21 protein-coding genes and 1 pseudogene are annotated in these 26754 nt (G+C 61.3%); 14 read left to right on the top strand and 8 right to left on the bottom strand.

Annotated elements, in window-relative coordinates:
* Positions 1-57: 57 nt before the first annotated feature.
* Positions 58-1020 (bottom strand): sugar ABC transporter substrate-binding protein, encoded by a 963-nt coding sequence (locus PQQ86_RS26630; protein ID WP_408273690.1) that lies wholly within the window; start codon positions 1018-1020, stop codon positions 58-60.
* A 206-nt stretch (positions 1021-1226) separates the two neighbouring features.
* On the opposite strand from PQQ86_RS26630, the gene PQQ86_RS26625 reads away from it, so the two are divergent.
* From PQQ86_RS26625 to PQQ86_RS26595, 7 genes and pseudogenes are all read left to right on the top strand, one after another.
* Positions 1227-2099, top strand: coding sequence for a LysR family transcriptional regulator (locus PQQ86_RS26625; protein WP_054038995.1), 873 nt, complete (start codon positions 1227-1229; stop codon positions 2097-2099).
* 305 nt (positions 2100-2404) lie between these two features.
* Positions 2405-2755, top strand: a complete 351-nt coding sequence (locus PQQ86_RS26620) for a DUF4148 domain-containing protein (RefSeq protein ID WP_408273684.1) — start codon at positions 2405-2407, stop codon at positions 2753-2755.
* A 339-nt stretch (positions 2756-3094) separates the two neighbouring features.
* Positions 3095-3358 (top strand): annotated as a pseudogene (locus PQQ86_RS26615) (peptidase S53); the annotation flags it as partial.
* Between the two features lie 392 nt (positions 3359-3750).
* Positions 3751-6096, top strand: coding sequence for a TonB-dependent receptor (locus PQQ86_RS26610; protein ID WP_408273681.1), 2346 nt, complete (start codon positions 3751-3753; stop codon positions 6094-6096).
* A gap of 27 nt (positions 6097-6123) precedes the next feature.
* Positions 6124-6777 carry a MotA/TolQ/ExbB proton channel family protein gene (locus PQQ86_RS26605; RefSeq protein ID WP_408273678.1) on the top strand — a complete coding sequence of 218 codons (654 nt, stop codon included), beginning with the start codon at positions 6124-6126 and terminating at the stop codon, positions 6775-6777.
* Positions 6774-7172: an ExbD/TolR family protein gene (locus PQQ86_RS26600; protein WP_408273675.1), complete on the top strand. Its 399-nt coding sequence runs from the start codon at positions 6774-6776 to the stop codon at positions 7170-7172. Before PQQ86_RS26605 ends, PQQ86_RS26600 begins: the two co-directional genes overlap by 4 nt.
* A gap of 484 nt (positions 7173-7656) precedes the next feature.
* Positions 7657-7893 carry an energy transducer TonB gene (locus PQQ86_RS26595; protein ID WP_408273672.1) on the top strand — a complete coding sequence of 79 codons (237 nt, stop codon included), beginning with the start codon at positions 7657-7659 and terminating at the stop codon, positions 7891-7893.
* A 41-nt stretch (positions 7894-7934) separates the two neighbouring features.
* Here PQQ86_RS26595 and PQQ86_RS26590 read toward each other — a convergent pair whose 3' ends face one another.
* The 5 genes from PQQ86_RS26590 to PQQ86_RS26570 all read right to left on the bottom strand — a co-directional run bounded on the left by PQQ86_RS26590 (position 7935) and on the right by PQQ86_RS26570 (position 14366).
* Positions 7935-8786, bottom strand: coding sequence for a carbohydrate ABC transporter permease (locus PQQ86_RS26590; RefSeq protein WP_054039020.1), 852 nt, complete (start codon positions 8784-8786; stop codon positions 7935-7937).
* A gap of 10 nt (positions 8787-8796) precedes the next feature.
* The gene (locus PQQ86_RS26585; protein WP_408273669.1) at positions 8797-9762 is read right to left on the bottom strand and encodes a carbohydrate ABC transporter permease; all 966 of its coding nucleotides are present in this window, start codon (positions 9760-9762) and stop codon (positions 8797-8799) included.
* A 118-nt stretch (positions 9763-9880) separates the two neighbouring features.
* Positions 9881-11134, bottom strand: coding sequence for an ABC transporter substrate-binding protein (locus PQQ86_RS26580; protein ID WP_408273666.1), 1254 nt, complete (start codon positions 11132-11134; stop codon positions 9881-9883).
* A gap of 74 nt (positions 11135-11208) precedes the next feature.
* Positions 11209-13197 (bottom strand): beta-galactosidase, encoded by a 1989-nt coding sequence (locus tag PQQ86_RS26575; protein ID WP_408273663.1) that lies wholly within the window; start codon positions 13195-13197, stop codon positions 11209-11211.
* 11 nt (positions 13198-13208) lie between these two features.
* Positions 13209-14366, bottom strand: coding sequence for an ABC transporter ATP-binding protein (locus tag PQQ86_RS26570; protein ID WP_408273660.1), 1158 nt, complete (start codon positions 14364-14366; stop codon positions 13209-13211).
* A 195-nt stretch (positions 14367-14561) separates the two neighbouring features.
* On the opposite strand from PQQ86_RS26570, the gene PQQ86_RS26565 reads away from it, so the two are divergent.
* The 6 genes from PQQ86_RS26565 to PQQ86_RS26540 all read left to right on the top strand — a co-directional run bounded on the left by PQQ86_RS26565 (position 14562) and on the right by PQQ86_RS26540 (position 21312).
* Entirely contained in the window at positions 14562-15596 is a 1035-nt protein-coding gene (locus PQQ86_RS26565) for a LacI family DNA-binding transcriptional regulator (protein ID WP_408273657.1), read from the top strand.
* Between the two features lie 253 nt (positions 15597-15849).
* On the top strand, positions 15850-16614 hold the full coding sequence (locus PQQ86_RS26560; protein ID WP_408273654.1) for a flagellar brake protein: 765 nt from the start codon (positions 15850-15852) through the stop codon (positions 16612-16614).
* Between the two features lie 469 nt (positions 16615-17083).
* The gene (locus tag PQQ86_RS26555; protein ID WP_408195508.1) at positions 17084-18088 is read left to right on the top strand and encodes a sugar ABC transporter substrate-binding protein; all 1005 of its coding nucleotides are present in this window, start codon (positions 17084-17086) and stop codon (positions 18086-18088) included.
* A 163-nt stretch (positions 18089-18251) separates the two neighbouring features.
* Positions 18252-19238, top strand: coding sequence for an ABC transporter permease (locus PQQ86_RS26550; protein ID WP_408273651.1), 987 nt, complete (start codon positions 18252-18254; stop codon positions 19236-19238).
* 19 nt (positions 19239-19257) lie between these two features.
* Positions 19258-20055: an ATP-binding cassette domain-containing protein gene (locus PQQ86_RS26545; RefSeq protein ID WP_408273647.1), complete on the top strand. Its 798-nt coding sequence runs from the start codon at positions 19258-19260 to the stop codon at positions 20053-20055.
* 30 nt (positions 20056-20085) lie between these two features.
* A complete protein-coding gene (locus PQQ86_RS26540; protein ID WP_408273643.1) occupies positions 20086-21312 on the top strand; it encodes an ROK family transcriptional regulator in 1227 nt (408 codons plus the stop codon).
* 10 nt (positions 21313-21322) lie between these two features.
* Here the strand turns inward: PQQ86_RS26540 and PQQ86_RS26535 are convergent, their stop codons facing one another.
* Together PQQ86_RS26535 and PQQ86_RS26530 are read right to left on the bottom strand one after the other, a co-directional pair.
* Positions 21323-24403, bottom strand: coding sequence for a transglycosylase domain-containing protein (locus PQQ86_RS26535; RefSeq protein WP_408273640.1), 3081 nt, complete (start codon positions 24401-24403; stop codon positions 21323-21325).
* 195 nt (positions 24404-24598) lie between these two features.
* On the bottom strand, positions 24599-25570 hold the full coding sequence (locus PQQ86_RS26530) for a LysR family transcriptional regulator (protein WP_408273637.1): 972 nt from the start codon (positions 25568-25570) through the stop codon (positions 24599-24601).
* 164 nt (positions 25571-25734) lie between these two features.
* On the opposite strand from PQQ86_RS26530, the gene PQQ86_RS26525 reads away from it, so the two are divergent.
* Entirely contained in the window at positions 25735-26667 is a 933-nt protein-coding gene (locus tag PQQ86_RS26525) for a dihydrodipicolinate synthase family protein (RefSeq protein WP_408273634.1), read from the top strand.
* Positions 26668-26754: the final 87 nt, after the last annotated feature.

Genomic DNA, 26754 nt, shown 5'->3' with positions numbered 1-26754 from the left:
AGACAAAGATCAGGCGGGGTGGCCCGCAAACGACGCGGGCCACGTGTTACCCCAATCTTACTTGGTGACCAGATCGACAGGCGTTTCGACGACGCCCGACAATTCCGACTGCTTCTTGTGTTCAGCGATTGCCTTCAGAGCCGTATCGATACCGAACACGGCCTGTCTGGCGGCGTACTGATTGGCAGTGGCAAGAACACGGCCATCGGCGAGCATCGGCTTGATCGCGTTGATGTCGTCGTAGCCGACCACCTGCACCTTGCCGGCCTTGCCTGCCGCGCGCACGGCCGATACCGCGCCGATCGCCATGTTGTCGTTACCGCACAGCAGCGCCTTGACGTCCGGGTTCGCATTGAGAATCTGGCTCGCGACGGCGTTGCCCTTGTCTATTTCCCACTCACCCGACTGCAGCGAGACGACCTTCATGCCGCCCGTCGCCATAGCCTGCTTGAAGCCGGCCGTGCGTTGCTGCGCGTTGGTGGTGGTCGAGACGCCTTCGATAATGGCGACGTTGTCGCCCGACTTCAGGCGCTTGGCCAGGTAGTCGCCCACCTTCAGTGCGCCCTTGGCGTTATCCGGGCCGACGAACGGGATGTTCAGGTCTTTCGACTTGAGCACGTCCGGGTCCAGCTTATTGTCGATATTGACCACGATGATGCCGGCGTCGACCGCTTTCTTCAGAACCGGCACCAGCGCCTTGGAATCGGCCGGGGCGATCACGAGTGCGTCGACCTTCGACACAATCATCTGTTCGACGATACGAATCTGGTTACCCGTATCCGTTTCGTCCTTGATGCCGTTCGTGACGAGATCGAATTTCGTGGGGTTCTGCTTCTGATAGTCTTTCGCGCCGGTTTCCATGGTCAGGAAAAACTCGTTCGCCAACGACTTCATCACCAGTGCGACTTTCGGCTTGTGGGCGGCCTGAGCGAACGCTGCGCCCGGCAGAATCGACACTGCGAAGAAGGCTGCGCTGGCTACGATAGCGCGACGCCGCGCCGGTTGGAAATGACGAATCATTGATGTCTCCGTATCGCTCGTTCGGTCTACGTAGTGACTGATAGCCGTTGAGTCGTGTGATGGGCAGGTTCGCCACACTTGCCTTCAACTGCCAATGAAGCCCTCAGGCTTCTTTGCCAGATGCTGGGACGAGTATGGCCAGGTCCAATGCTATCCTCGCGATCCACGTTATGCTATGCCTAATTTCAAAATCGAGCGTTTCAAAAATGGAACACGTAGACTGGGACGACCTGCGGATTCTGGTGGCAATCGCGCGCGGCGGCACGATGCGAGCCGCCGCGACGGCATGCGATCTGAGTCCGCCCACCCTGTCGCGCCGTCTGACCGAGCTTGAACGGCGACTGGGCGAGCCGCTTATCGACCGGGTGCCGTCGGGCTGTACGGTGACGGCATTCGGCGCGCGCGTGCTGGCCTGGGCCGAGCAGATGGAGGATCTGGCCCACCAGATCGAGCGTGCCGCGGACGTGACCGGCGGCGCTGCGGCTCACGGCACGGTGCGGATCAACGCCGTCGAATGGCCATCTTACATTCTGCTTAAATTGCTCGGTTCGTTCCAGGACCGGCTGCCCGGCCTCGCCATCGAGGTGCTGACCTCGCGGCGGCCGTACAGCCTTGCCCGCCGTGAAGCGGATATCGCACTGTGGTCCGAATGCCCTGACGAGGGCGATCTGTATGTCCGGCGCATCGGCCGGATCCGCTTCGGCCTGTTCGGTTCGCGCGACTATTACCTGCGCCACAAGGCAGCGATTACGCGGAAGGAGTGGGACAAGCTGTCGTTTGTCGGTTATGACGACCGGCAGCCCGATCACCCGGCCACGCAATGGCTGAAAACCCTGCCCGGCGCGCCTGCGCCTTCGCTTCGGAGCAGCTACGGCATGGGCGTATTCGACGGCGTGCTGGGCGGCTCCGGGCTCGGCGTGCTTGCCCAGCTCGCGGGCGACACCACGAGCGATCTCGTTTGCATCGAGAAACACATCAAGGCGCTCGACCAGGATGTGTGGATGGTGCTGCATCCCGCTCTACGCGATAGCGAGCGCATCCGCACGGTGGCCAACCTCATCGCCGAGATTTTTCGTTAGACCGGGGCGCAATCTGGACCTTCCAGTATCTAGTACTTAGCCCGGCGATCGCGGGCCGATTCCGGGAAACCTAAGATTCGCGCCCTTCCTCGACGCTGCAAAAAATCTGGAATAAGCAGCCACTCGATGTGTTTGCCCCTACATGGACGGCAGCAAGCAGACGGTCCACGAGCGAAAGCAGAAACCAAGCAGAAACGCTTCTGCGCAGCTTCAGCAGCACGTGGATCAAACAGTTGGACAAGTAAAGACGCAGTTCTCAATCACATAGATCGTTAGATTCAATCAACCTTAATTAGGCATCCAAAATGAAACTCAACCTTGCAATGACCCTTTCGATGATCCTCCTTGCATCAGCCGGTGCAGTCACCCAGGCATCGGCACAGGAAAAGACCCGCGCGGAAGTGCGCCAGGAACTGGTTCAGGCAGAAGCTAACGGCTCGCGCCTCGTGACCGACGCGTCGTACCCCGAGATCAGCCCGATCTTCGCGCAGCAGGCCGCACGTCTGAAGACGAACACGAGTGGCGAAGGCCCGGCGATGTCGGGTTCGACGGCGGCAGGCCAACGCTCGTCCAGCACACCTGCTCACTCGGCAGGCGCGGCGATGCCGGCGTGTGTCGGCCCCGTAGGCTTCTGCACGCCGTACTTCGGCAGTTGACCGCTGACGATGCACTTCTGGAAGTGGTTCGGACATCAGCGGATGACTGGCTGGCTGTCGAATGCCGATGCCGGGTGCGAGCGGACGGTGGCGTTATGAGGCGTCCGTCCGCGCCAACGATTTAGTTACAGCCCGCATTGTTTTTTATTTCCCCTTTGGCGACACGGCTCAATTAATTTCAATTTCAATTTAACAGACCTACCCTTTAATTTAAAACACCTAAAATCCCTGCGCATCACTAGCGAATTAGCATAAGTAAATGATTTTGTAATTAATGACGGAGCGACATCGTCATTAAATCAATTAGAGTCCCGCCTCCATTGCAGGGCGCCACACACGACGAGCCTCGCTTCGCCGATCTTCGTCAGGCTGCGGGCACGTTTGCAAACCGCGAATTCGAATAGCCTGAGCTTCCCCGCGGCCAGCTTTTACGGCGCTATCAGCTCGACGCCTTTGCTGGTGCACGACGTGACATCGGGCAACAACGGCTACAGCGGCTATGGTTACAAGGCGAGCACCGGTTGGGACTATCCGACCGGCTGGGGCAGCCTGGATATCGCGAAACTGTCCGCTTATATCAAGAGCAACGGCTTTGGACACTGAGTCTGCAGGCCGTTTGATGTGAACGCCTGAACGCTCGCCGATGATTTCGTGACATGCGGGTCATCGGCGGCTATGGGCAAACCGTTCGTCGAAATCACCGCGCGCGAGCATCCCTCCCCTCGCGCCCAACGATTACGGCGGTCCGAATCCGGGCCGCCCCTCACGCGTAAAACGCCCCTCCTCACTTTCCCCAATCGCTCGCCGTGCCTTCCGGCGGGTTGTCATTTTTGTTTTTCGATGTAATGATATAACATTACGCAAAATGGATGGCGACAAGGTGCCCGCTTGATCGGGACCAGTCAGCGCACGCCTCGTCATCCGTGTTTCGTCCAGGAAAAACGTCAGCAAGACAGAAAACACATCCACCCAGTGCTCACCCTGAATAAATAACGATGAAAAACCGCACGCGTGTCTCCCATGCAGCCTTGCTGCTGTTCGCTATCGCCGCTCATGCCCATGCCGCGCCCGACGAAGGTTCGGTGACGGGTGCCGTCACTGACGCAGCGGGCAAACCCGTCCGGAACGCCACCGTGAGCGTTCAGAACGCAAGCGGCGCCGCAGTCAATGAGGCAAAGACGGATGCAGACGGCCGTTTTGCGATCGGCCATGTGACACCGGGCACTTATGCGATCGTAGTTACGGCCCCGGGATTCGCGAGCGGCAGCAGCATGGCGACCACAACTGCGGGCGCAGAAAGCGCGGTAAGCGTCAAACTCGCTCAAAGCGACACGCTCGACGTTCAGGTGAACGCAAAGCGTCTCGATCGAGCCCGCAACGGACTGTTGCCGGAAACCGGCAGCAGCGTGTACCGCTTCAGCCAGGCCGATATCAATGCGCTGCCCGCGGGGCAAGACACGCCGCTGAACCAGGTGTTGCTCCAGGCGCCCGGCGTGGCAAGCGACTCGTACGGGCAACTGCACGTGCGCGGTGATCATGCGAATCTGCAATACCGCATCAACGGCATCATCATTCCCGAGCCGATCAGCGGTTTCGGCCAGGCACTCGACACCCGCATCATCGATCAGGTGAACCTGCTCACCGGCGCGTTACCGGCACAATACGGCTACCGCACGGCAGGCGTGGTGGACATCCGCACAAAGACGGGCGATGCCGGCAACGGTGGCTCCATCGACGTGTTCGGCGGCAGCCATCAGACAATCAAGACCAGCGCGGATGTATTCGGCAATGAAGGGCCGTTCAGCTACTACTTCAGCGGCTCGCTCGGCATGAACAACCTCGGGATCGAGAATCCCACAGCCAGTGCCAACGCGATTCACGATCACACCCGTCAGGGCGACGCGTTCGGCTACATGTCGTACATCATCAACCCGCTCACCCGCGTGAGCGTGATGTTCGGCACGACGAGCAACCAGTTCGAGATTCCCAACATACCCGGCTTGCCGACCAACTTCACACTCAACGGCAGCAACACGTTCGATTCGAGCCAACTGAACGAAACGCAATCGGAGTTGAACAACTTCGCGGTGGTGGCCCTCCAGGGCACCAATGGCGGCGCACTCGACTATCAGGTTGCCCTCTTTACACGCTACACGCGGACGCAATTCAATCCCGACCCGGTCGGCGATCTGCTCTTTAACGGCGTGGCGTCGCAGGACTTTCACAGCAACTCGGCCAATGGCGCACAGGTGGACACGACCTGGCGGCTGAACGACAAGCATACGGTGCGGGCGGGTATCTTCTTCCAGCAAGAACATGCGGTGTTCAACGACAGCGTCAACGTATTCGCGACGGACAGCAACGGCAACCAACTTTCCGATCAGCCCTTCGATATTCAGGACTCCAGCAGCAAGACCGGTTATCTGTACAGCGCCTACGTACAGGACGAGTGGAAAATCACAGACAAGCTCACGCTGAACTATGGTCTGCGCTACGACAAGATGGACGAATATGTCAGCGCGAGCCAGCTTAGCCCACGCATCGGTCTTGTCTATGCGCTGACGCCGGCCACGACGCTGCATGCCGGTTACGCGCGCTATTTCACGCCGCCTGCGTTCGAGCTGGTGTCCGGCTCGACCATCAGCCGCTTCAATGGCACGACCAACCAGAGTCCATCGAACCAGAACGACCAGGTGCAACCTGAACGCAGCCACTATTTCGATCTCGGTGTGACCCAGCGTCTTGGGTCGAACGTGACAATCGGACTCGACGCTTACTACAAGAAGTCAGCGAATCTGCTCGATGAAGGACAGTTCGGCTCGGCGCTCATCTTCACGCCGTTCAACTACAGGGAGGGACGCGTATATGGAGTCGAGTTCACGGCAAACTACAAACAGGACAACGTATCTGCGTATGTGAATCTCGCGTGGAGTCGCGCGCAGGGCACGCAGATCGATTCAGCGCAGTTCAATTTCGACCCGGCGGAACTCGCCTATATCAACAATCACTGGGTCTATCTGGATCACGACCAACGCATCACCGCGTCGTTCGGTGGAACCTACGATCTCGGCAGAACGACCTTCACATTCGACGGACTCGTAGGAAGCGGTTTGCGTAGCGGCTTTGCGAACACGGATCGGCTGCCGGTCTATGCGCAAGTCAATCTCGGCGTGATACAGCACTTCAACCAGCCTCTCATCGGCAAATTCGATGCACGCCTCGTCGTGATCAACGCGTTCAACCGCGTCTATGAGTTGCGCGACGGATCGGGTATCGGCGTCGGCGCCCCACAGTACGGCCCACATTTTGCCGTCTACGCCGGCGTCACCAAGCATTTCTGATTCTGTCCAGCTACGAAGAGGTAGAGCATGCAAGATTGGACAAGCGTTCTAGCGGCGGTACGCGTAGGCGGATGGGTCATCTATCCGCTGACGATACTCGCCATTCTGACAGTCGCCATCGCCCTCGACCGGGCCTATGTGTTTCTGCGTTTTGGCCGGTTGTCGGGCACGCTGCGTGGCACACACGACATTGCGGCGCCCGGCTCGGCCCTTGATTGGGCCGGCAGATTGAAAGATGTCTCCAGTCAGAACGCATTCAGACGCATGAGCGCGCCGTGGGCGCCCGATCCTTCTGTACCGCTGTGGCTACGCGAGGCCAAGGCGCAATCGGTTGCCGCACAAATCTTACGCGACATGAGCAAAGGTTTCTGGGTGCTGGAAACCATCGTGACGGCTGCGCCTCTGCTGGGTCTGTTAGGCACCATCGTCGGCATGATGCATTCGTTCCAGTTGTTCGGCGGCGATGGTCTCGTCGATCCGGGTGGCGTGACCGGCGGCGTGGCCCAGTCTCTGGTGGCAACCGCGATTGGCCTCGTCGTCGCCCTGTTCGCGCTCTTTGCGTTCAACTATTTTTCCCGCCGGCTCGAACGACTCATGGATGAACTCGAGTCGTTCGCGAATGCGCGACTCAGCGAAATCCGCCTTGCCGTTGCCGACACGTCCGCGGGAGCGCAGCCGTGAAGTTCAAGCGTTCGCGCGCGGCGAAGCGCGGTCGCATCGAAATCATTCCGATGATCGATGTGATGTTCTTTCTGCTGGCGACCTTCATGCTCGCATCGCTCGCGATGCAGCGGCTCGATGCGCTCAGGGTCAACCTCCCTGCCGGCAGCGCGCAAAAGATGGCCGCCCATGAACCCCTGACCATTTCAGTGGACCGCAGCAATGAGGTATTCGTGAACCGTCAGTCCGTCCATCTCGATCAGGTCGAACCGACGGTAAAACGCCTGCTGCAAGCGGACGGCAATGTTGTGATCGATGCGGACGACGCGGCGGGCCACGGCATAGTCGTTCAGGCGATGCTGGCCGCGCGCCGCGCGGGGGCTGAGCGGTTTTTGATCGCCGTGCGTCGTGAGTAGCCGGATGCGCCTTGCGGACACTTTGGACGATGCTCCGCGGATACGGATTGCGCTCGCGGTGCTGGTCGCGCTGGTCGTATGGATCGGGTTTCTGTTTCAGTTGGGGCGATGGTTGGGTACAACACCGTCCGTGCATGGGCCTGATAAGCCACTCGAGATGCGGGTGGTGGAGCTTGATCCTCCGCTGGCTCCGGCTACTCATGCTATGCCCGCTCCTATCGCATCGGCAAAGCCACGACAACCCGCCAATTCGCGCCCTCACGCGTCAACACAAGCACGCGCGACGCCACCTGTTCCATCGAAGCCGGATGTGCGATCGGTACAAAGCGTTACGCCCACTCAGTCGGCTCCCACGGTTCAAGAACCGAGGCCGACAGCCGAGCCGCCTGCGCGCGCTGCGAGTCTCTCTTCCGAAGAAAGAGCAAACGCCACGCCATCGGCCACATCGTCCGGCGAGACAACCGCGCGCGCCATCGCTCAACCGTTGCCGGAACTCCCCGACGATTTACGTGACCAGGCGTATCAAACCGTCGCGACCGCCCGCTTCGCCATTCACGTTGACGGCTCAGTCGATGTCGAACTCGTCAAGCCGACCGCCAACCCGCGTCTCAACCAGATCCTGCTCGAAACGCTCCGTAAATGGCGATTCTTTCCGGCGATGCAAGCTGGACATCCGGTCGAAAGCCGACAGGACATCCGTGTGCATTTCAATGTGAGTTAGCCCGAAGAAGGTTGTGCGTTGAGTTTCTACCAGCGCCTTCCTCACCCCTTCGTCGCCCCAAACGTCAAGCCCGCCACGAAATGCTTCTGCATCGCAAAGAACATCGCGACCGAAGGCAACGCGGCAAGAATCGACCCCGCCGAAACCAGATTCCACGCCGTCGTCCACTGCCCTTTCAACGCCGCGACGCCTACGGTAATCGGCGCCGCGTCGTCACCTTGCGTGAGACACAGCGCCCAGAAGTAGTCATTCCACACGAACGTGAACACGAGAATCGCCAGCGCCGCCAGCGCGGGACGGATCAGCGGCAATACGATCTTGAAAAACACGGTCCACTCATTGGCGCCTTCGATCCGCGCCGCCTCGACCAACTCAAACGGCAACTGCTTGATGAAATTCCGCAGAAACAGCGCGCAAAATCCCGTCTGAAACGACACATGGAACAGAATCAACGCGCTTACCGTATTGAACAAACCGAGTTGCAGCGACAGGTCCCGCACCGGAATCATCAACACCTGCACCGGCACGAAATTGCCCGCAACAAACGTCGCGAACAACGTCGAATTCCCGCGAAACCGGTAAATAGCCAGCGCGAATCCCGCCATCGCCGCAAGCGCAATCGAACCCACCACAGCGGGCACCGTAATTAGCACGCTGTTCCAGAAGTAATGCAGCATCGGCGAGGTCGTCAGCGCCTCGCGATAGTTATCGAACATCGCGAAATGCTTCGGCCAGCCCCAATAGTTGCCTTCGCTCAATTCTTCCGTTGAACGCACCGAAGTCACGAGCACCGCGATCATCGGCAGCAACCAGATCAGCAGCGCGAGCGGCAACGTCAGTTTGTACGCACGGCGCGTCACCGGCTTCCATTTGTCGATCGGGATCGGAAACATGATCGGCTCCTTATTGCTCGGTGCGCAGCATGCGGCGCAGGTGATAGACGATGTACACCAGCATGATGGCAAACAGCACCACTGCCACCGCCGCGGAATAGCCGATGCGGTAATACTTGATTGCCTGGTCGTACATGTAGTACGCGAGCACGGTCGAACTTTCGAACGGTCCGCCGCTCGTCATCACCGAAATCAGATCGAAGCTGCGCAACGCGCCGATCACCGTGACGACGATCGCCATGAACGTGGTCGGCCGCAATTGCGGCAGGATCACGTGCCACAGCATCGACCAGCCGCGCGCGCCCTCCATTCGCGCCGCCTCGATCTGCTCGGCGTTCAGCGACGTCAGGCCGGTCAGGTAAAGAATCATGCAATACGCGGTTTGCGGCCACAACGCCGCGAACACGATCCCGAGGGTCGCGTAACGAGGGTCGCCAAGTACCGGCACACCGTGCCCGAGAATCACCGCGAGCAGGCCGAAGGTCGGGTCGTAGAACCATGAAAAGATCAAGCCGACCACCACGCCCGACAACACGAACGGCGCGAAGAACAGCGATTTGACGATGCGAATGCCGGCCACGGCCTGGTTCAGATAGAGCGCGACGGCGAGCCCCATCGGCGGCGCAAGCAGGAACAGCAGCAACCAGATGAGGTTGTTCTTCAGCGCCGTGTAGAACGTTGGCGTATGGAACAACTCGATATAGTTTGCGAGACCGACGAAAGATGGGTCGGTCATCCCATCCCAGTTGAAAAAGCTCAGGCGCACAGTCGAGATGATCGGCCACACGACGTAGATCGCCACCATCACGCAGGCCGGCGCGAGAAACAGGAAAGCGGCTCGCCGCTGCCGGCGCGCGGTCGGCGACGGACGGCGCCGGCGCGCCGCGCCAGGCGGCCCGCCGCGCAATGCACCGCCCGAGGCCGGTGCGGCAGGACCGCCGACGGTGTGACGGGTGACGGAGTGCGACACGATCATTCTCCTGTCGACCAGAGTTGGCGCTTTAGTGCCGTACTCTGGTCCCATGCAACATAGTTGCCAATCTGATGCAACAAGTAGCGGCCCACGCCAGGACCTAAACCCGGGCCGCCACCGCTCACTTCTTGTAGATCCGCTTACGCGTCTGCTCGAGTTGCGCGAGCACGTCGTCGAGCTTCGAAGGATCGGAGATGAATTGCTGCATTCCCTTCATCCCTTCATCGGCCATTTCCTTCGTCATGTCGCGGTCGTAGAACTGCGCAATGCCGCCCTTCGTATTCGCGAGAATCTGGAAGCCGATCTTCGAAATCGGATCCTCAGGTTCCGGCGATTTGCTGTTCGCCGACAGCGAGCCGAGCCCGGCCGCCAGCTTCGCACCATTTTCCGGCGTCTGGACGAACGCAAGGAAGGCATGCGCATCGGCCTTGTTCTTCGCCTTCGACGGAATATGCAGCGATTCGACCGGACCGTCTTCGGCGGTCGGCACGTTCGCGTCGATGATCGGGAACTGGAAGTAGCCCATTTCCGGCTTGACGTTCGGCGGGAAACCACCCGTGATGAACGTGCCCATCAGCATCATCGCGGCCTTGCCCTGGAACAGGAACGGCTGCACCGCATCCAGATCGTAGGAAAGCGAATTGTCGATGAAATAGCCGGCGTCGATCAGTTGCTTCCACGTCGTGTAGACCTTCTTCACGCGCGGATCGGTGTACGCAATATCGCCCGCCATCAGTTTCTGATGGAACGCGTTGCCGTTCAGGCGCAGGTCGAGATAATCGAACCAGCCGGCCAGCGTCCATGAATCACGGCCAGCCACGGCAATCGGCGTAATGCCCGCTGCTTTCAGCTTCTTGCAGTCGTCGAGAAACTGATCCCACGTTTTCGGTTCACCGGTAATGCCGACCTTCTGGAACAGGTCCTTGCGATAGAACATGCCCCACGAGTAGTACACGGTCGGAGCGGCGTACTGCTTGCCCTTATACGACGACGCTTCCTTCGTCGACGCATACATGTCGTTCCAGCCGTTCTTCGCCCAGTCGCCGCTCAGATCTTCGAACAGGCCGCGCTGCGCGTAATACGCCATCCGCTCGCCGTCATGCCAGTTCACGATATCGGGCGCGACGGTGGAGAGCCAACCGGGCAACTGAACTTTGTACGCTTCTTCGTCGACGAACGACACCTTCACGTCGGTACCGGGATGCATTTTCTTGAAGTCGTCGATGATCGACTGCCAGACTGCGCGTTGACTCGCGCCCTTGAACGCGATGTTGACCGCGAGCGTGCCGGCCTGCGCCGTGCTGACGACGGACACGCCTGCGGCGGCCGCGGCCAGCGCAAGTGCCAGCAGAATCTTGCGAGGTTTCAGTGCCATGTTGCTGTCTCCTTTATGCCTTGATTTTGCGTCGTTGTTGTTACTGCATGGAATCCTTCGTTCAGCGCGTCAGATCATTTGCCAGATCGATAGACGGCCACACCTTGCGGTTCGATAGCGCGTGAACCGATCACGAAAGCGTCGTCGGCGACATGGGCCAGCGTGTACGTCTGATCGCCGTAGTTCAATACGTAGGTCAGCGCGCCACGACGGCTGAAGCGTACGGTGTCGCCGAGCGGTGTCGTTTCGACGCCCGCTTCTTCGGCGATGCGGGCGAACAGGCGGACCGTAAGCGCATCGTCGAACAGGCTCGCGAGGTAGTGAAACGCGCCGCTCTTCACGTAGGCGGGATGACCATCCGAAAAACGGGCACGCACGTCGAGCGAATCCGCTGTATCGCTGTCGATGAAATCGCGCCAGTGGCGCGCAACGCCGTCCTCCGGAGTCGCGTCCTGGTTATCCACGAGCAGCACTGCTTCGGTCACATTCGGCCGCATCGATTCGACTCGCCACACACGCAGCGGCAACACTGAAGCGAGCGCGCCCGGCGGCAGGTTCGCCGGAATCTGCACGTCTGCCGTCTTCGAACCGGCGCGGGGACCCAGCACGACTTGCGCGCCCGAGCTCGCCAACCGGGCGGCGAAATCCGCGGGCACGATCGGCAGAGGCGGAACGACGATCAAACGATAGCCGTCGAGAGCTGCATCGACCGGCACGATATCGACATCCAGCCCGAGCGCGCGCAGCGCCGAGTAATACTCGAATGCGAAGCGCGGATAGTGAAAGTCCGCGCCCTGCGGATGAATCTCGAAGAGCCACTTCGCTTCGTAGTCGTAGACGAGTGCAACCTTCGAGCGGATCGCTGCGTTGGCGTCGGCGTTCGCGGCGAGCACCGCGCGAATCTCGTCGGCAACCTGCGCCGCTTCGTTGCCGCCCACATCGAGCCGATTATCGGGTGTGTTCAAACCAGCGTGCATCTGCTCCTGCGCAAACGGCGCCTGGCGCCAGCGGAAATACGACACGCAGCCCGCACCGTGCGCGAACGCCTCCCAACTCCATAGCCGCACCATGCCAGGCAGCGGCGCCGGATTCCACTGCGCCCAGTTCACCGGGCCGGGCTGCTGCTCCATCACCCAGAACGGCAGCTTCGACATGCCGCGGTACACGTCATGATTGAACGACGCGAAGTCGGGATGCCCGCTGCGCAACCAGCGCGCTTTCACGTCCGGCGCAAACCACTGCTCTTCGAGTGCGCCGAGAGGATAGCTGTCCCACGCGGCAACGTCGAGATCGGCCGCCACCTTGTAGTGATCGAACTCGGTAAAGAGCTGCATGAAGTTGTGCGCGACCGGCCGCCCCGGCGAATGCGCGCGGATGATCTCGACCTGCATGCGGTTGTAGCGCGCCACTTCGTCGGAGGCGAAGCGCCGGTAATCAAGCCGGTGCGACGGATGCGCTTCGGTGACCGTCGCCACCGGCGCGTCGATCTCGTCGAAGCTGCGGTACTCCATGCTCCAGAACACCGTGCCCCACGCACGGTTCAGCTCATCGATCGTTTGATAGCGCGCCTTGAGCCACTCGCGAAAGCGCCCCACTGCAGCGGGCGAATAGCTGACCACCGTGTGATGGCAGCCGAATTCGTTATCGGTCTGCCAGTAGGCAACGGCCGGATGCTTGCCGTAACGCTCGGCGACCGCCGTGCAGATCCGCTGCGATGCCGTGAAATACGAAGGCGAGGAGAAATCGTAATGACGGCGTGAGCCGAAGGCGCGAGGACGGCCATCCGCCCCGATCGGCAAAATGTCCGGATGACGGTCGATCAGCCACTTGGGCGGCGTCGCGGTGGGCGTGCACATGACGACCTGCAGACCGGCTGCACCGAGCACATCGATCGCGCGATCGAGCCAGCCCCAGTCGTACTCGCCAGGCGTTGGCTCCATCCGGCTCCACGCAAATTCGGCGATTCGCACCTGCTCGATGCCGAGGGCTTTCATCCGGCGAGCGTCGTCTTCCCACATCGACTCCGGCCAGTGTTCCGGGTAATAACAGACTCCAAGGCGCATCCGAATGTCCTCTATGCGTAGTGTTCGACGGATTCGAGCGAAGCTGCGGCAAAGCCGTCTTCGGTAAACAAATGGCAAGCGCGGCTGGGGACGCGCAAGCTCGCGCGGTCGCCCGGCGCGAGGCGTGTGTCGCCGGGCGCCTTGGCGATCAGCGTGGCGCCGCCGGGCTGATCGAGGTGGACGTAGCTGTGCTCGCCGAGTTGTTCGACGAGGGATACGGTGCGGCTCAAAACGGCGCCCGGCGGGTTTTCAGAAACTGCCGCGTCGATGAATTCCAAGTGCTCCGGGCGTACACCGAGCGTGACGGGTTGCGCCGCCTGGAGTCCATCGCCGCCGACCGGCACGCGCACGTTTTCGGACGTATCGTCGAGCGTGACGATCACGCCCTGCTGATCAACCGACGCCACCCGCCCCGGCAAAAAATTCATCCGCGGCGAACCGATGAAACCGGCGACGAAGCGGCTCCTCGGGCGGTGATACAACTCGAGCGGCGCGCCGATCTGCGCGATGCTGCCGTAGCGCTCGGTGTCCTTACCCGCATGCAGCAGCACGATCTTGTCGGCAAGCGTCATCGCTTCGATCTGGTCGTGCGTGACGTACACCACGCTGGCTTTGGCGAACTGCTTATGCAGCCGCGCGATTTCGATGCGGGTCTGGCCGCGCAGCGTCGCGTCGAGATTGGAGAGCGGTTCGTCGAACAGAAACACGCCCGGCTCGCGCACGATGGCCCGGCCAATCGCCACACGTTGCCGCTGGCCGCCGGACAGTGCTTTGGGCCGGCGCTCGAGCAGCGCCTCAAGTTGCAGGATGCGCGCGGCTTCCCGCACCTTGCGGTCGATTTCGTCCTTGGGAGTTTTAGCGAGCTTGAGGCCGAAGGCCATGTTCTCGAACACGGTCATATGCGGAAACAGCGCATAGCTCTGGAACACCATCGCCACACCGCGCTGTGCCGCCGGGACGTCGTTGACGAGGCGGCCGGCAATCGACAGGTCTCCGTCGGTCACGTCTTCGAGGCCGGCGATCATTCGCAGCAAGGTGGATTTACCGCAGCCGGACGGACCGAGAAACACGCAGAACTCGTTCTCGCCGATCTCCAGATCGACATCGCGGATCACCAGCGCGCCGTCGCCATACGCCTTCTGCACGCCTCTCAACGAAATGCTCGCCATCGCATCGACTCCGTGATTTAATCGGCTCGACGTCGGAGATTAAGCGCTTAATCAGCAGGGCCGAAAAAATCGATCGCTTCCGATCGCTGGGGCCTTGCCTGTCTCCGATATCGTTTTGTCTGTGCGGCAAATGGTGCCGCGCCTTGGGCTGTGATGCAAATGCCGGACACCCATCCCAAATATTGAATAACTATTATGACAACCCTTAGCGAAGTCGCGCGTCACGCCGGCGTCACCCCTGCCACGGTGTCGAACGTGCTGCGCAATCGCGGCCGGGTCGGCGCGAGCACCCGGCAGCGGGTGCTGGACGCCGTCGCCGTGCTCGGCTACCGCCCGCATCTGGCCGCCCGCGCGCTCGCCGAAGGCCGCGCGCCGACGCTGGCGTTGATGGTGTCGAGCATTGCCAATCCGTTCTATCCGGAGTTCGCGCTCGCGGTCGAACACGCGGCGCGCAGCAGCGGCCACTTCGTGATCATCTGCAATACGAACGAAAATCCGCTGACCGGGCGGGCTTATCTCGACCAGATCGCTGGGACGCTTTCCGAGGGTGTGCTCGTCACCAATGCGAACCTGGACTTTGCCGACCTTCATACGACCGAATCGCGCGGCACGCCCGTGGTGCTGTGCATGTGGGAACGGCCCAATGAGCCGCCGGGGCTGCCTTGTGTAGCGGTCGATTTTCGTCTGGCAGGCGAACTGGCCGGCGCGCATCTGCTGACGCTCGGACACCGGCGGATCGGCGCGATTGTCGGCAGCAAGGCCTCGGGCATTCACGCAGCCCGTTACGAAGGTTTTGTCGATGCACTGCATGCGGCCGGCGCGCCGAAAGGACGGGTCAAGCATGCGCCCGATACGATACAGGGCGGCTACGCCGCGGCGCGTGCGCTGCTGGAAGCCGATCCAAAACTCACCGCGATCTTCGCGACCAACGATCTGCCGGCGCTTGGCGCGATGCACGCCGCCGCCGATCTTGGCCTGAACGTGCCGGGTGATCTGTCCGTGATCGGCATCACCGATATTCAACTGGCGCGCGAATCGCGGCCCGCGTTGACCACAGTCGCCGTGCCGACTGTCGAAGTCGCCGACCTGGCGGTGTCGCTGCTGCGCGAGTTGATCGAATCGTCGTATGGACAAGCGGGTCATCAACCAGCGGCAAGCGTGCCGATGCGGATTTCCTCCGCGCCGAAACTGGTTGTGCGTGCGTCGACGGGGGTGTCGCGCCCGAGGTAACGTGGCCGTAACAACATCGAGGACGTTACGTAGCGAACCCTGGCAACGGCCGCCCCCACCTCCCGGGCCACCGTCCGCAAACGCCCGTATCAAGCGGCTCCGTGGCAAAAAACACCGTTTTAATCAGTCCATCCATGCAGTTGGCACGGTCCCTGCGATAAAGCAGGAAAAGGCCGAGCGCCGGCATGACTCACATGCCGCCTGCGCTCCCCCAACCGGCCAGGCCAGGGCCATAACAAGCATGGATACTCAAATGAATGCCGCTCTTCTGCTGGACGCCGATCTCGCCGAACAGACCACCGACGCAGACTCGACCTTCGCGCAGCGCCATCCCTTGCAAATCGCAGTCTGCCTGCGCAAGCTGATGTCCGGACAGGACTTCGTGACGGTGGAATTCAACGGCCGCCAGATCGTGACGCAGGTACTCGATGTCGACTCGCGCAATGCCCGCTTTATCTTTGACGCCGGCAATACGCAGCTGGACAATTACGCGCTGCCGTCTGCGCGCCAGTTGATCTTTCGCAGTTTGCCAGGTGGCATTCGCACGGAGTTCACGACGCTCAACGCAGACCCGATCATGTTCGAGGGACGCCCGGCTTTCGAGGCAGCCTTCCCCTCGCTCCTGTACTACGTGCAGCGCCGCGAATTCTTCCGTGTGCAAACGCCCGTGCTGGATCCGTACATCGCTAGCGGGCCGTATGCGGACGGCGGTTCGTTCAGGCTCGAACTGCAGGATCTTTCATTGGGCGGCGTGGCGTTGAACACTGCCGATGCACGTTTCGGCTCGCTTGAAAACGGCACCGTATTGCGCGACGTCACGCTGCAACTCGGCAGCTTCGGCACGCTTACGCTCGATCTGGAAATCGTCGCGCCACGGCAATTGACTACGCCGAAGGGCGACCTGCGCTTCATGATCGGCTGCAAGTTCGTGACGACGCCGGGGCCAGCCGAACGGGTCTTGCAGCGTGTCGTCACGCAACTCGAAACGAAGCGTCAAAGGCTCACGCCGCGCGGGTAAACACCTTCGGGCACGCTCGCCACGATTCTCACGGCGTTGATCAGGTTTGCTGTCATCGCCGATGAGAATCGCTGCTTTTAGCCGCCGCTTACTACCTTCGCGACGGCAGTCAAAACCGTCGCAACGTATCAATTAGTATTTCAACCAGCTTTCAACCGAGCCAGGACTTTCCCGAGGTACCGGCGCTCGATCTTGCATCGCACCACTCCCGAAAAGCCCCGTCACGTATGGCCTGCCGCCTTGGCGGCCGCTTTGGCGCGTCGACGCCCTTCCTGATCGCTTCCTTGACGAGCGTCCTCGCGCCTGCTGTACTAAATCAACCAAAGTGATTTAAGCAGCCAGTTTTGCATTGCATTGGAATCGCATCAGGTTCGAAACCAGATCGCAAGCAGGCGGCAAGCGCGCAGCGTTCGCGTGTGCAATCACCCGCAGTTCACAACGTCGTGACCAATAACCGGAGGAGCGTCCCATGAATCTGAATTCCCGCAGGCATCCTGTCGCCAGGAAAATCGTGTCGATGTGCGTCGCGGCGTCGGCCGTGTGGTGTGCGAGCGCGAGCCAGGCGGCCGACCAGCCTGTTGTCGGCCTCATCACCAAGACTGACACCAACCCGTTCTTTGTGAAGATGAAACAGGGCGCTGAAGCGGCTGCATCGAAAGACGGCGCCAAGTTGCTCACCGCCGCCGGCAAGTTCGACGGCGACAACGCGAGCCAGGTCACCGCCATCGAAAACATGATGACGGCCGGCGCGAAAGCGATTCTGATCACGCCGAGCGATACCAAAGCGATCGTGCCGAGCATCAAGAAAGCGCGCGCCGCCGGCGTGATGGTGGTCGCGCTCGATACGCCGACCGATCCGCAAGACGCCACAGACGCCCTCTTCGCCACCGACAACTTCAAAGCCGGCGTGCTGATCGGCAAGTACGCAAAAGCCGCCATGAACGGCAAGCCCGCAAAGATCGCCACGCTCGATCTTGCGCCCGGCGTCTCGGTTGGCGTGCTACGTCATAACGGCTTCCTGGAAGGCTTCGGTGTGAAGGAAGGCGACCCGTCGATCGTCTGCAGCCAGGACACCCGCGGCGATCAGTCGAAGGGCCAGACGGCGATGGAAAACTGCCTGCAGAAATCGCCGGATATCAATGTGGTCTACACGATCAACGAACCGGCTGCAGCGGGTGCGTATCGCGCGCTCAAGGCAGCGGGCAAGGACAAGAGCGTGATGATCGTTTCCATCGACGGCGGCTGCGAAGGCGTACGTAATGTGAAGGCCGGTGCGATTGCGGCGACCTCGCAGCAGTATCCGTTGAAGATGGCCTCGCTCGGCGTGACGGCGGGTGTCGAGTATGCGAAGACCGGCAAGAAAGTCTCCGGCTATCAGGACACGGGCGTGACGCTGATCACCGATAAGGCGATGTCCGGCGTCGACAGCAAGGATACGAAGTACGGCCTCGACAACTGCTGGGGCAACAAGTAACGCGCACTAAACGGCGGCCCACTTCGCTGGGCCGCTCACGGATTGCCAGCCACTGGACCGCCGGCCCGGGACGCCGAACACCGGGACTCCGGCCGCCAGATGGCCGGCCGCCGTATTTGCCACGTGGCCTGCCCGCCACGTTCATGCATCGAGGACACCTATCATGTCGACACCTTCCGCGCCCGCCGGCCACCCGCGCACCTTCACCGACCACCTGCCGTCGCTCGCTGAAATCGGACCGCTGATCGCCCTGCTGCTGGCCTGCGGTTTCTTCATTTCGCAGAGCAACCGCTTCCTGTCGTTCCAGAACCTCTCGCTGATCCTGCAGCAGACGATGGTGGTCGCCGTCATCGCCATCGGCCAGACGCTGATCGTGCTGACAGGCGGGATCGATCTGTCGTGCGGGATGGTGATGGCGTTCGGCTCGATCATCATGACCAAATTCGCGGTCACGCTCGGCGTGCCGCCCGTTCTCGCGATTCTGTGCGGCATCGCCGCGAGCGCGTTGTTCGGTGCGCTCAACGGCGTGCTGATCACGCGTATCAAACTGCCCGCCTTCATCGTCACACTCGGTACGCTGAATATCGCATTCGCCCTCACGCAGATCTATTCGAACGCGGAGAGCGTCTCGAACCTGCCGGACGCGATCATGTTCCTCGGCAACACGTTCAAACTCGGGCCCGCCGATGTCACCTACGGCACGGTGCTGACACTGCTGATGTATGGGGCGACATGGTTCGTCTTGCGCGACACCGTGCCCGGCCGGCATCTGTACGCGCTCGGCAATAACCCAGAAGCCGCGCGCCTGATGGGCCTCTCGTCGCAAAAGATTCTGCTGACCGTGTATTCGCTGGCCGGTGCGATCTATGGCATCGCCGCGCTGTTGTCCGTGTCGCGCACCGGCGTCGGCGATCCGCAAGCGGGGCAAACCGAGAACCTCGACAGTATTACGGCAGTGGTACTGGGTGGCACGAGTCTGTTCGGCGGACGCGGCTCGATTAGCGGAACCCTGCTCGGCGCGCTGATCGTCGGCGTGTTTCGCAATGGCCTGACGCTAATCGGTGTCTCTTCGGTCTACCAGGTGTTGATCACCGGCATGCTGGTGATTCTCGCGGTTGCCGCGGACAAACTTTCCCATCGTCGCGGTTGAACGCCCAAAGGAACCTGTCATGTCGACACCTACTTCCGCTTCTGCCGTGATGCCCGTTCTGCAGGCGCGCGGACTCGTCAAACGCTACGGCAACGTCACCGCCCTCGACGGCTGCGATTTCGAAGTGCTGCCCGGCGAGATTCTCGCTGTGATCGGCGACAACGGCGCGGGCAAATCGTCATTGATCAAGGCGCTTTCCGGCGCCACCATCCCCGATGAAGGCGAAATCCTGCTCGACGGCAAGCCGGTCAAATTCCGCAGCCCTCTGGATGCGCGCGCTCAAGGCATCGAAACCGTGTACCAGGAACTCGCGGTGGCGCCCGCCATGAGCATCGCCGAAAACCTGTTTCTGGCCCGTGAGCTCGTCAAACCGGGCCGGCGCGGCTCGATCTTCAAGATGATCGACAAACGCCGCATGCTCGACGAAGCCACCGCGCACATGAAGGATTTGCAGATCGGCATCCGCTCGATGCGCCAGGCGGTCGAAACCTTATCCGGCGGCCAGCGTCAAGGCGTGGCTGTCGCGCGTAGCGCGGCGTTCGCACGGCATGTGGTGATTCTCGACGAGCCCACCGCCGCACTCGGCGTCAAAGAAGGCAACATGGTGCTCGAGTTGATCCGCCGCGTGCGTGATCGCGGCTTGCCGGTGATCCTGATCAGCCACAACATGCCGCACGTGTTCGAAGTCGCGGATCGTATTCATATCCAGCGGCTCGGCAGGCGCGCCGCGGTGGTCAACACCAAAGACATCCACATGTCGGAGGCCGTGGCGATCATGACGGGCGCGAAGCAAGCGGACGTCAAGGCGATTGCATGATGCACGCATCCCGCTGAGGGGCACACGACGATGGACACCACCGGTACACGCTCGCCTCTCAAACGCACGGTCGGCTCGAACCAGGTCGGCATGCGGCAGTTCAACGAACGAATCGTCCTCCAGGCGATCCGTTTGCACGGGCCGCTGCCGAAGGCCGACGTGGGACGCCTCACGCGTCTGTCGATGCAGACCGTCTCGATGATCGTCGACCGTCTGATCGACGACGGCCTGCTCGAAAAGCAGGCGCGCGTGCGCGGCCGCATCGGCCAACCTTCGGTACCGATCGCACTGCGTGCCGACGGCGCGTACACCATCGGCATCAAGGTGGGCAGACGCAGCCTCGACGTGTTGGCGATGGATTTCGCGGGCCACGTGGTGTGCCGCGATGTATTCGACTACGCCTATCCCGATCCGCGCACACTATTCCCCGCGCTCGAAAGCAAACTGGCGCGCGTGAATCAGACGCTCGGCGCGAAGGCAAACAAAGTGGTTGGCGTAGGCGTGGCGGCGCCGTTGTGGCTCGGCGGCTGGCGCGATTTTCTCGGCGCCCCGCAGGATGCGTTGGAAGCGTGGCACGAGATCGACTTGCGCAGCCGCATCGCGACGATGACGGGCTTGCCTGTCGAGTTCGCCAAAGACACTACCGCGGCCTGCGCGGCCGAACTCGTGATGGGCCAGGGCCGCGGGATTCACAATTTTCTGTACCTGTTCGTCGGGACGTTTATCGGCGGCGGCCTGGTGATCGACGGCCGTTTGCATGCCGGACCGCACGACAACGCCGGCGCAGTCGGCTCGATACCGCTGCGGGACGGCAGCACTCGCAAACCCGCGCGGCAACTGCTGCACGCAGCATCGGGTTTCGTTCTGGAACGGCTATTGAGCGATGCAGGCGTGCCGCCCGCCGCCGCGCACGATCATCGTGCGTTGTCGCCTGAACTGTGGCGGCAGACCGAACAATGGCTCGACACCGCGTGTCCCGCGATCGCCAATGCATTGACCAATGCGGCTGCCTTGCTCGACCTGGAGGCGGTGGTGATCGACGGTGAACTCGACCGGCAACTGGTCCGCGAAATCATCCGCCGAACCGAGCGCGTGCTCGATCGCTTCGAATGGGAAGGCATGGTGCGTCCGCAACTACTGGAAGGCACCATCGGCGCCGATGCGCGGGCGATGGGCGGCGCAATTCTGCCGCTGTATGCGCATTTCGCGCCGGTGCACGAGCTTTTCCTTAAGCCGGCGACGGACACCGGCTATTAGGCGCCCTTGCTCATTGCGCGGCGACTTTCGCTATCGCAGCGGTTTTGGCCGGCGGATTTTGCAGCAAGGGCTGCAGCACCGGCGCTAGCGACTTCAGCAACTGCACCGAGAGCGCACTCGTGAACTCGTAATGAGCCGCATACGGCTCATGCACCCAGGCAGTCAGCGTGCCGTAGAAGCGGTCTCCCATCACGAACACGAAGGTTGCGCTGCGGTTCACCTTGCGCGACTCGATTAGGCGCGCGCCTTTGGCCCAGACATTGAAACGCTGGTCGCCGGTGCCGGTCTTGCCGTAAATCTCGAGTGTCTGACCGTTGGGGAACGTCATGCCCTGCGCGAGACGCTTGGCCGTACCGCCTAATACGACATCACGCAACAGCCCCCTGACCACCCCGGCGATCTCCGGCGACAACTGCTGCTGCGGCGCCACCGCCGCGCGCTGGAAATGCGTTTCGTACGGCGTGTTTTTCGCGAAGTCGAGTTGCGTGAGACTTTCGGTCGGCACCTTGTTGCCGTTGTTGGCAATCACGCCTATCAGTTGCGCGAGCGCAGCCGGCCGGTCGCCGGACGCGCCGATCGCCGCCGCATACGACGGCGTGAGCGTCGCGAACGGATAGCCGAGCGCCTGCCACGATTTACCGATCGCATCGTAGGCGCGCAGTTCGACCATCCGCTTGATGCGGCGATCCTGGGTGGCGTGATAGCGAGTCTTGAAGAGCCACGAATAGGTCGACAGGCGCACGTCGCGGCTCGCGCTTTGTATCTGGTCGAGCGTCGCGTCGGGATGGGCGCGCAGATAGTTGAGGGTCCACAGTTCCAGCGGATGCACGCTCGAAATGTAGCCGCGATCGTTCAGATTGAAGCGGTCGATTGCATATTTGTCGTACAGATTCGCCAGGTCCTCGTCGTCCAGGATGGAGGCAGCCGGCGTATTCTTCAGCGCCGCACGCATCTTCGCGTTGAACCACGCGTTCGATTCGTCCGGCGCGACACTGCGCAACACAGTTGCTACTTTAGGCGGCGATTTGCGCACGCCAAGCAGCAGCAAGGCAAGTTGCTGCTCGGACGCCTTGCCGTGGTACTTCGTGTAGAAACGATTCATGTACACGCGGCTTTCCTGATCGGCGAAACGCGTGAGATACATCTTGCGAATCGCCGGGTCGCCCAGCCATTGCGACGACGGTCCGGTGGTCTGCACCATCTCGTAGTGGACGATATCGCGCATCAGCCGCACGAACACCAGATTGACCGAATGCTGGAATGCGCGGTGCACGGTGAGAATGCGGCTGTTGTCGTCGGATTCGAAGTTGTTGAAAGTCTGCGCGCCGCCCCCCGTGTAAAACGTTTCGCCTGGACTTGCCGAGTATTTGCGCTCCACGGCCGCGTCGAGCATGGCTTGCAGCGAGCGGTCCGGGGTATGCGCCAGATAATCCAGCGCCCAGCGCGTGAGCTGATCGTTCGGATCGGGCCTCACGGCTTTCAGCTCCGTTGTGCTCAACGGGGCATAACGCGCGTGCAGATCGGAGACGATCTGCAAATACGTCACGACGGTACGCATTTTCGCGGTTGAACCGAGATTCAGTCGCGCGCCGGAATTGATGTCGAAAGGCTGGTTCACGCTATCGGTTTGCACCCGCACCAGGTTCCCGCCGTCACGCCGTTCGAACAACGTAAAGCTATAAGCAATTCTCGACGGGTCGTCGGAGGCGCGCAGCATTTCATAGCCGACGAGTCCCGCGGCTTTTGCGCCGTCGCGCGTCGCGGCGGCGGCAAGACGTTCACTCACGGCCTGCTGCACGGCATTGTTGAGCGTGCCCGTTGCCTGCAAGTCGAGCCGGTCGAGTTCATAGAAACTCGGGATGCCGAGCGCCGTCAACAGGTGCGAACGCATCGACGTCACGGCTTTGCGCGACACGAATGAGTCGGCGTTCAGCGTTTTTTCCGGTGCGCGGCGCAGATCCACTTGCGCGGACAGCGCGGCATCGCGCAGCGGGATCGAAATGACACCGCCGCTCGCCAGCAAGCGCAGATAACTATCCGTCAAACGTTCAAGTTCGGCATAGCCGTGATGCAGGAAATACGACGGCGCACGTTGCGCGATCATCAGCGAGAGCACCTGGCGAAACGCCACACCCTGCTCCGCAAGATTCGCTTCTGTCGACGGCGCTTTGAGAACGCGGTTGACGTCGTTGAAATCGCGACCGTACCAGGCGGCGAGCCCGTCGCCCATCCCGTTGATTTCGCCGATGCCCGGCTGCGCGGCAAGCGGTACCGAGTTGAGATAGTGGACGACGATCTGCTGACGCGCGGGCATGGTCTGCGGGCCATTCAGATAAGCGCGTACCGAGGCGGATGCGATTTGCCGCAATTTCTCCGGCGGCGTTGCCGTGCGCCCACCTGCCGAGTGGCGAAACTTCTCAATCTGCGTAGCGAGCGTGCTACCACCCGGCGTCGACTGATGCCGATTGAACACGCGCGCGCCCTGGTCGACGAGCGCGTGGCTAAAGCGCCCCCAGTCGATTGCCGGATTACGGTTCGGCTGATCCGGATCGAGCAGATAGCGGTCTTCGATAAACAGCAGCGAATTGACGATCAACGGCGGGATCGAATCGAAGCTGTCATAAACGCGGCCTGGATACTGTGCACCAAAGAGCGGCGCGCCGGTACCGTCAAAGAGTTGCAGCCCCGCCTGATCTTTTTCGGCGTAGGGAATAAATAAGCCGTTATCGGCCAGCGACAGCATTCGCTCGGAATCACGCGACTGCGCGCTGATTTCAAACCCACGTTCGAGCAAGCGCTGCTGGAACGACGGCAGCAACGCGTAGCCGAGGCGGCTGTCGTAGGGGCCCTTGTCTGCCTGAGGGAACCGGATGGAATGACTTGGACCGTTCTCGACGGAGAAACCCACGTCGCGCGTGAGTTCGGAGAGATAGCGCGCCTGCAGTCGAGACGTTTCGATCTCAACCTGGATAAAGCGGGCCGCCAAGGCCAGCGCGAGCAGGAATCCCGCTGCCAGCCCCCATATGAGCCACTTCCTGACGGGCGTCATGCCTGTCGCGCGAAGCGGTAACCGAATCAGTGGCCGATTCATGGCTGCTCTCCCCGAGCGTGCGCCATTCTCTTGATTCTGGCGCACCTTCGATCAAGTGTAGCGCGGAACGCGAGCACGCAATCGGTTCGGATTTACCCCACAGTGTCGCCGCAGCAACACCTTCTCGCCGGGCATGGCGGAGCGCCGATTGCCATGAGATATTGAAGGTCTTTCGCGCGTCAAAAGAAAGCAGATTCAGACGTTTTTTTGCGCCGACGCCGCTTGCCCTTCCACCTGCCCCCTCGTCCTTCCACGCAGTAATTCGATGAATTGCTCAGCCGGCGGCGACAGCACGCCGCCTTTGCGCGTCACAATACCGAAGGTTTGTGACGGCGACTTCAGTTTGACCGGCACGAAGCGCAACATTTTCTGCCGCACGAACAACTCCGCGATTGCGGTCGGTAACAACGAAACCAGATCGGCACTGCTTTGCAGTAATGCGACTGTCACGAAAGTGGAGGCAGTCGAAATCGGGTTGTCCGGCATCTCAAGCCCCGCCAGATCCATCTCCCGTTCGAGCAACGCATGCAAGGGCATATGCGACGGATACATGACCCAGCGGTGGCCGGCCAGGTCACGCAGTTCCACTTCTTTCCTCGGCAGTGGCGGATGGCCATAACCCACCACCACGGATAACGGCTCGTCCCCAAGCGGACGATAGTGATATTTCGACGGATCGGCGGCAACCGCCGCACGGCCGATCACCAGATCGAGCCGGCCTTCGTCGAGTTGCAGCAGCATGCGCGCGCTGGTGTCTTCCATCACTTCGATCGACAGGCCCGGCTGGCCGGCATGCAGATCGTTCAGCGCCGGCACGACGCACTCCGGAATCGCGCCCATGATCGCGCCGATCGCGAGACGCCCGCCCCGCCCCGAGCGTATCTCGGCGACGTCCTGGCAGAGCGCGGTAAGGTCTGTGGCCACGAGCCGCGCGTAGCGGATCACGCAGTGGCCGAGCTGGTTCGGAATCATGCCGCTCTTCGAACGCTCGAAAAGCGGCGCCTCGAGCATCGACTCCAACTCCTGTAACGCCTTGCTGGCAGCCGATTGCGTCATCGACATCGCGCTTGCGGCTTTGTGCAGCGACTTATGGTCGTCGAGCGCGATCAGCAGTTGCAGCTGCTTCATACGCAGTCTCGACAGCAGGACGTTCAGGGTGTCTTTCATGAATTGCCGGGCAATCAAGGGAGTCGCGAGGTGAGTCGCAAAAGCGATCACAAGATGGAAACAATTCAATATACCCGCCACGCACCCCGCCGTATAGTCAGCGACGGAGACATTCAAACACCCACGCCTCATCACCTCATCACCTCGGCACAACGCACATCACCATGACCCACACCCACAACCCTGCTCCCATGCGCGGCGTGTTCCCCGTCGCGCCGACTATCTTCGACGAGGCCGGCGGTCTCGACCTGGAAGGCCAGAAACGCTGCATCGATTTCATGATCGACGCGGGCTCGAACGGCCTGTGCATTCTGGCGAACTTCTCCGAACAGTTCGCGCTGTCCGACGACGAGCGCAACACGCTGATGCACGTGGTGCTCGAACACGTCGCCGGCCGCGTGCCGGCGATCGTCACGACCACGCATTTCAGTTCGTACCAGTGCGCTGAACGCAGCCGCAGTGCGCAGGCTGCGGGCGCCGCGATGGTAATGATCATGCCGCCGTATCACGGCGCGACGATCCGCATCGGCGAGCGCGGTATCTATGAGTTCTATCGCACGGTGTCCGATGCAATCGGGATTCCAATCATGATCCAGGACGCGCCGGTCAGCGGCACGGCGTTATCCGCGCCGTTTCTCGCCCGCATGGCGCGTGAACTGCAGAACGTGTCGTACTTCAAGATCGAAGTGCCGCAGGCGGCGAACAAGTTGCGCGAGCTGATCGAACTGGGTGGCGACGCCGTGATAGGTCCATGGGATGGCGAAGAAGCGATCACGCTGATGGCCGATCTCGATGCGGGCGCAACCGGTTCGATGACCGGCGGCGGCTATGCGGACGGCATCCGCCTGATCGTCGACGCCTATGCGGCGGGCGACACCGAAGCAGCCGCCGCCCACTATCAGGAATGGCTGCCGCTCATCAACTATGAAAACCGCCAGGGCGGCCTCGCATCGTGCAAGGCCTTGATGAAAGAAGGCGGAGTGATTCGATCGGACGCAGTGCGCCATCCGCTGCCGCCGATGCATCCGGCCACACGCGCAGGTTTGCTGAAAGTCGCACGACGGCTCGATCCGCTGGTATTGCGTTGGGGCGTCTAGGCTCAACCTGGAGCAGTCCAAAGCAAAACGATAAGCGCGCAGGCGCAACCCTCGGACGCAACCCCCGGGTCCTGCATCCACATACGC

This window comes from Paraburkholderia sediminicola, assembly GCF_046026675.1.
Taxonomy (GTDB): domain Bacteria; phylum Pseudomonadota; class Gammaproteobacteria; order Burkholderiales; family Burkholderiaceae; genus Paraburkholderia; species Paraburkholderia sediminicola_F.
Note: the sequence above shows the minus strand (reverse complement) of the source record. Positions and strands in the feature narration are given on the sequence as shown.

Excerpts from the sequence above, each read along its gene's own strand:
- PQQ86_RS26630 (WP_408273690.1), bottom strand. The coding sequence starts at position 1,020 with ATGATTCGTCATTTCCAACCGGCGCGGCGTCGCGCTATCGTAGCCAGC.
- PQQ86_RS26625 (WP_054038995.1), top strand. The coding sequence starts at position 1,227 with ATGGAACACGTAGACTGGGACGACCTGCGGATTCTGGTGGCAATCGCG.
- PQQ86_RS26620 (WP_408273684.1), top strand. The coding sequence starts at position 2,405 with ATGAAACTCAACCTTGCAATGACCCTTTCGATGATCCTCCTTGCATCA.
- PQQ86_RS26610 (WP_408273681.1), top strand. The coding sequence starts at position 3,751 with ATGAAAAACCGCACGCGTGTCTCCCATGCAGCCTTGCTGCTGTTCGCT.
- PQQ86_RS26605 (WP_408273678.1), top strand. The coding sequence starts at position 6,124 with ATGCAAGATTGGACAAGCGTTCTAGCGGCGGTACGCGTAGGCGGATGG.
- PQQ86_RS26590 (WP_054039020.1), bottom strand. The coding sequence starts at position 8,786 with ATGTTTCCGATCCCGATCGACAAATGGAAGCCGGTGACGCGCCGTGCG.
- PQQ86_RS26585 (WP_408273669.1), bottom strand. The coding sequence starts at position 9,762 with ATGATCGTGTCGCACTCCGTCACCCGTCACACCGTCGGCGGTCCTGCC.
- PQQ86_RS26580 (WP_408273666.1), bottom strand. The coding sequence starts at position 11,134 with ATGGCACTGAAACCTCGCAAGATTCTGCTGGCACTTGCGCTGGCCGCG.
- PQQ86_RS26575 (WP_408273663.1), bottom strand. The coding sequence starts at position 13,197 with ATGCGCCTTGGAGTCTGTTATTACCCGGAACACTGGCCGGAGTCGATG.
- PQQ86_RS26570 (WP_408273660.1), bottom strand. The coding sequence starts at position 14,366 with ATGGCGAGCATTTCGTTGAGAGGCGTGCAGAAGGCGTATGGCGACGGC.
- PQQ86_RS26565 (WP_408273657.1), top strand. The coding sequence starts at position 14,562 with ATGACAACCCTTAGCGAAGTCGCGCGTCACGCCGGCGTCACCCCTGCC.
- PQQ86_RS26560 (WP_408273654.1), top strand. The coding sequence starts at position 15,850 with ATGAATGCCGCTCTTCTGCTGGACGCCGATCTCGCCGAACAGACCACC.
- PQQ86_RS26555 (WP_408195508.1), top strand. The coding sequence starts at position 17,084 with ATGAATCTGAATTCCCGCAGGCATCCTGTCGCCAGGAAAATCGTGTCG.
- PQQ86_RS26550 (WP_408273651.1), top strand. The coding sequence starts at position 18,252 with ATGTCGACACCTTCCGCGCCCGCCGGCCACCCGCGCACCTTCACCGAC.
- PQQ86_RS26545 (WP_408273647.1), top strand. The coding sequence starts at position 19,258 with ATGTCGACACCTACTTCCGCTTCTGCCGTGATGCCCGTTCTGCAGGCG.
- PQQ86_RS26540 (WP_408273643.1), top strand. The coding sequence starts at position 20,086 with ATGGACACCACCGGTACACGCTCGCCTCTCAAACGCACGGTCGGCTCG.
- PQQ86_RS26535 (WP_408273640.1), bottom strand. The coding sequence starts at position 24,403 with ATGAATCGGCCACTGATTCGGTTACCGCTTCGCGCGACAGGCATGACG.
- PQQ86_RS26530 (WP_408273637.1), bottom strand. The coding sequence starts at position 25,570 with ATGAAAGACACCCTGAACGTCCTGCTGTCGAGACTGCGTATGAAGCAG.
- PQQ86_RS26525 (WP_408273634.1), top strand. The coding sequence starts at position 25,735 with ATGACCCACACCCACAACCCTGCTCCCATGCGCGGCGTGTTCCCCGTC.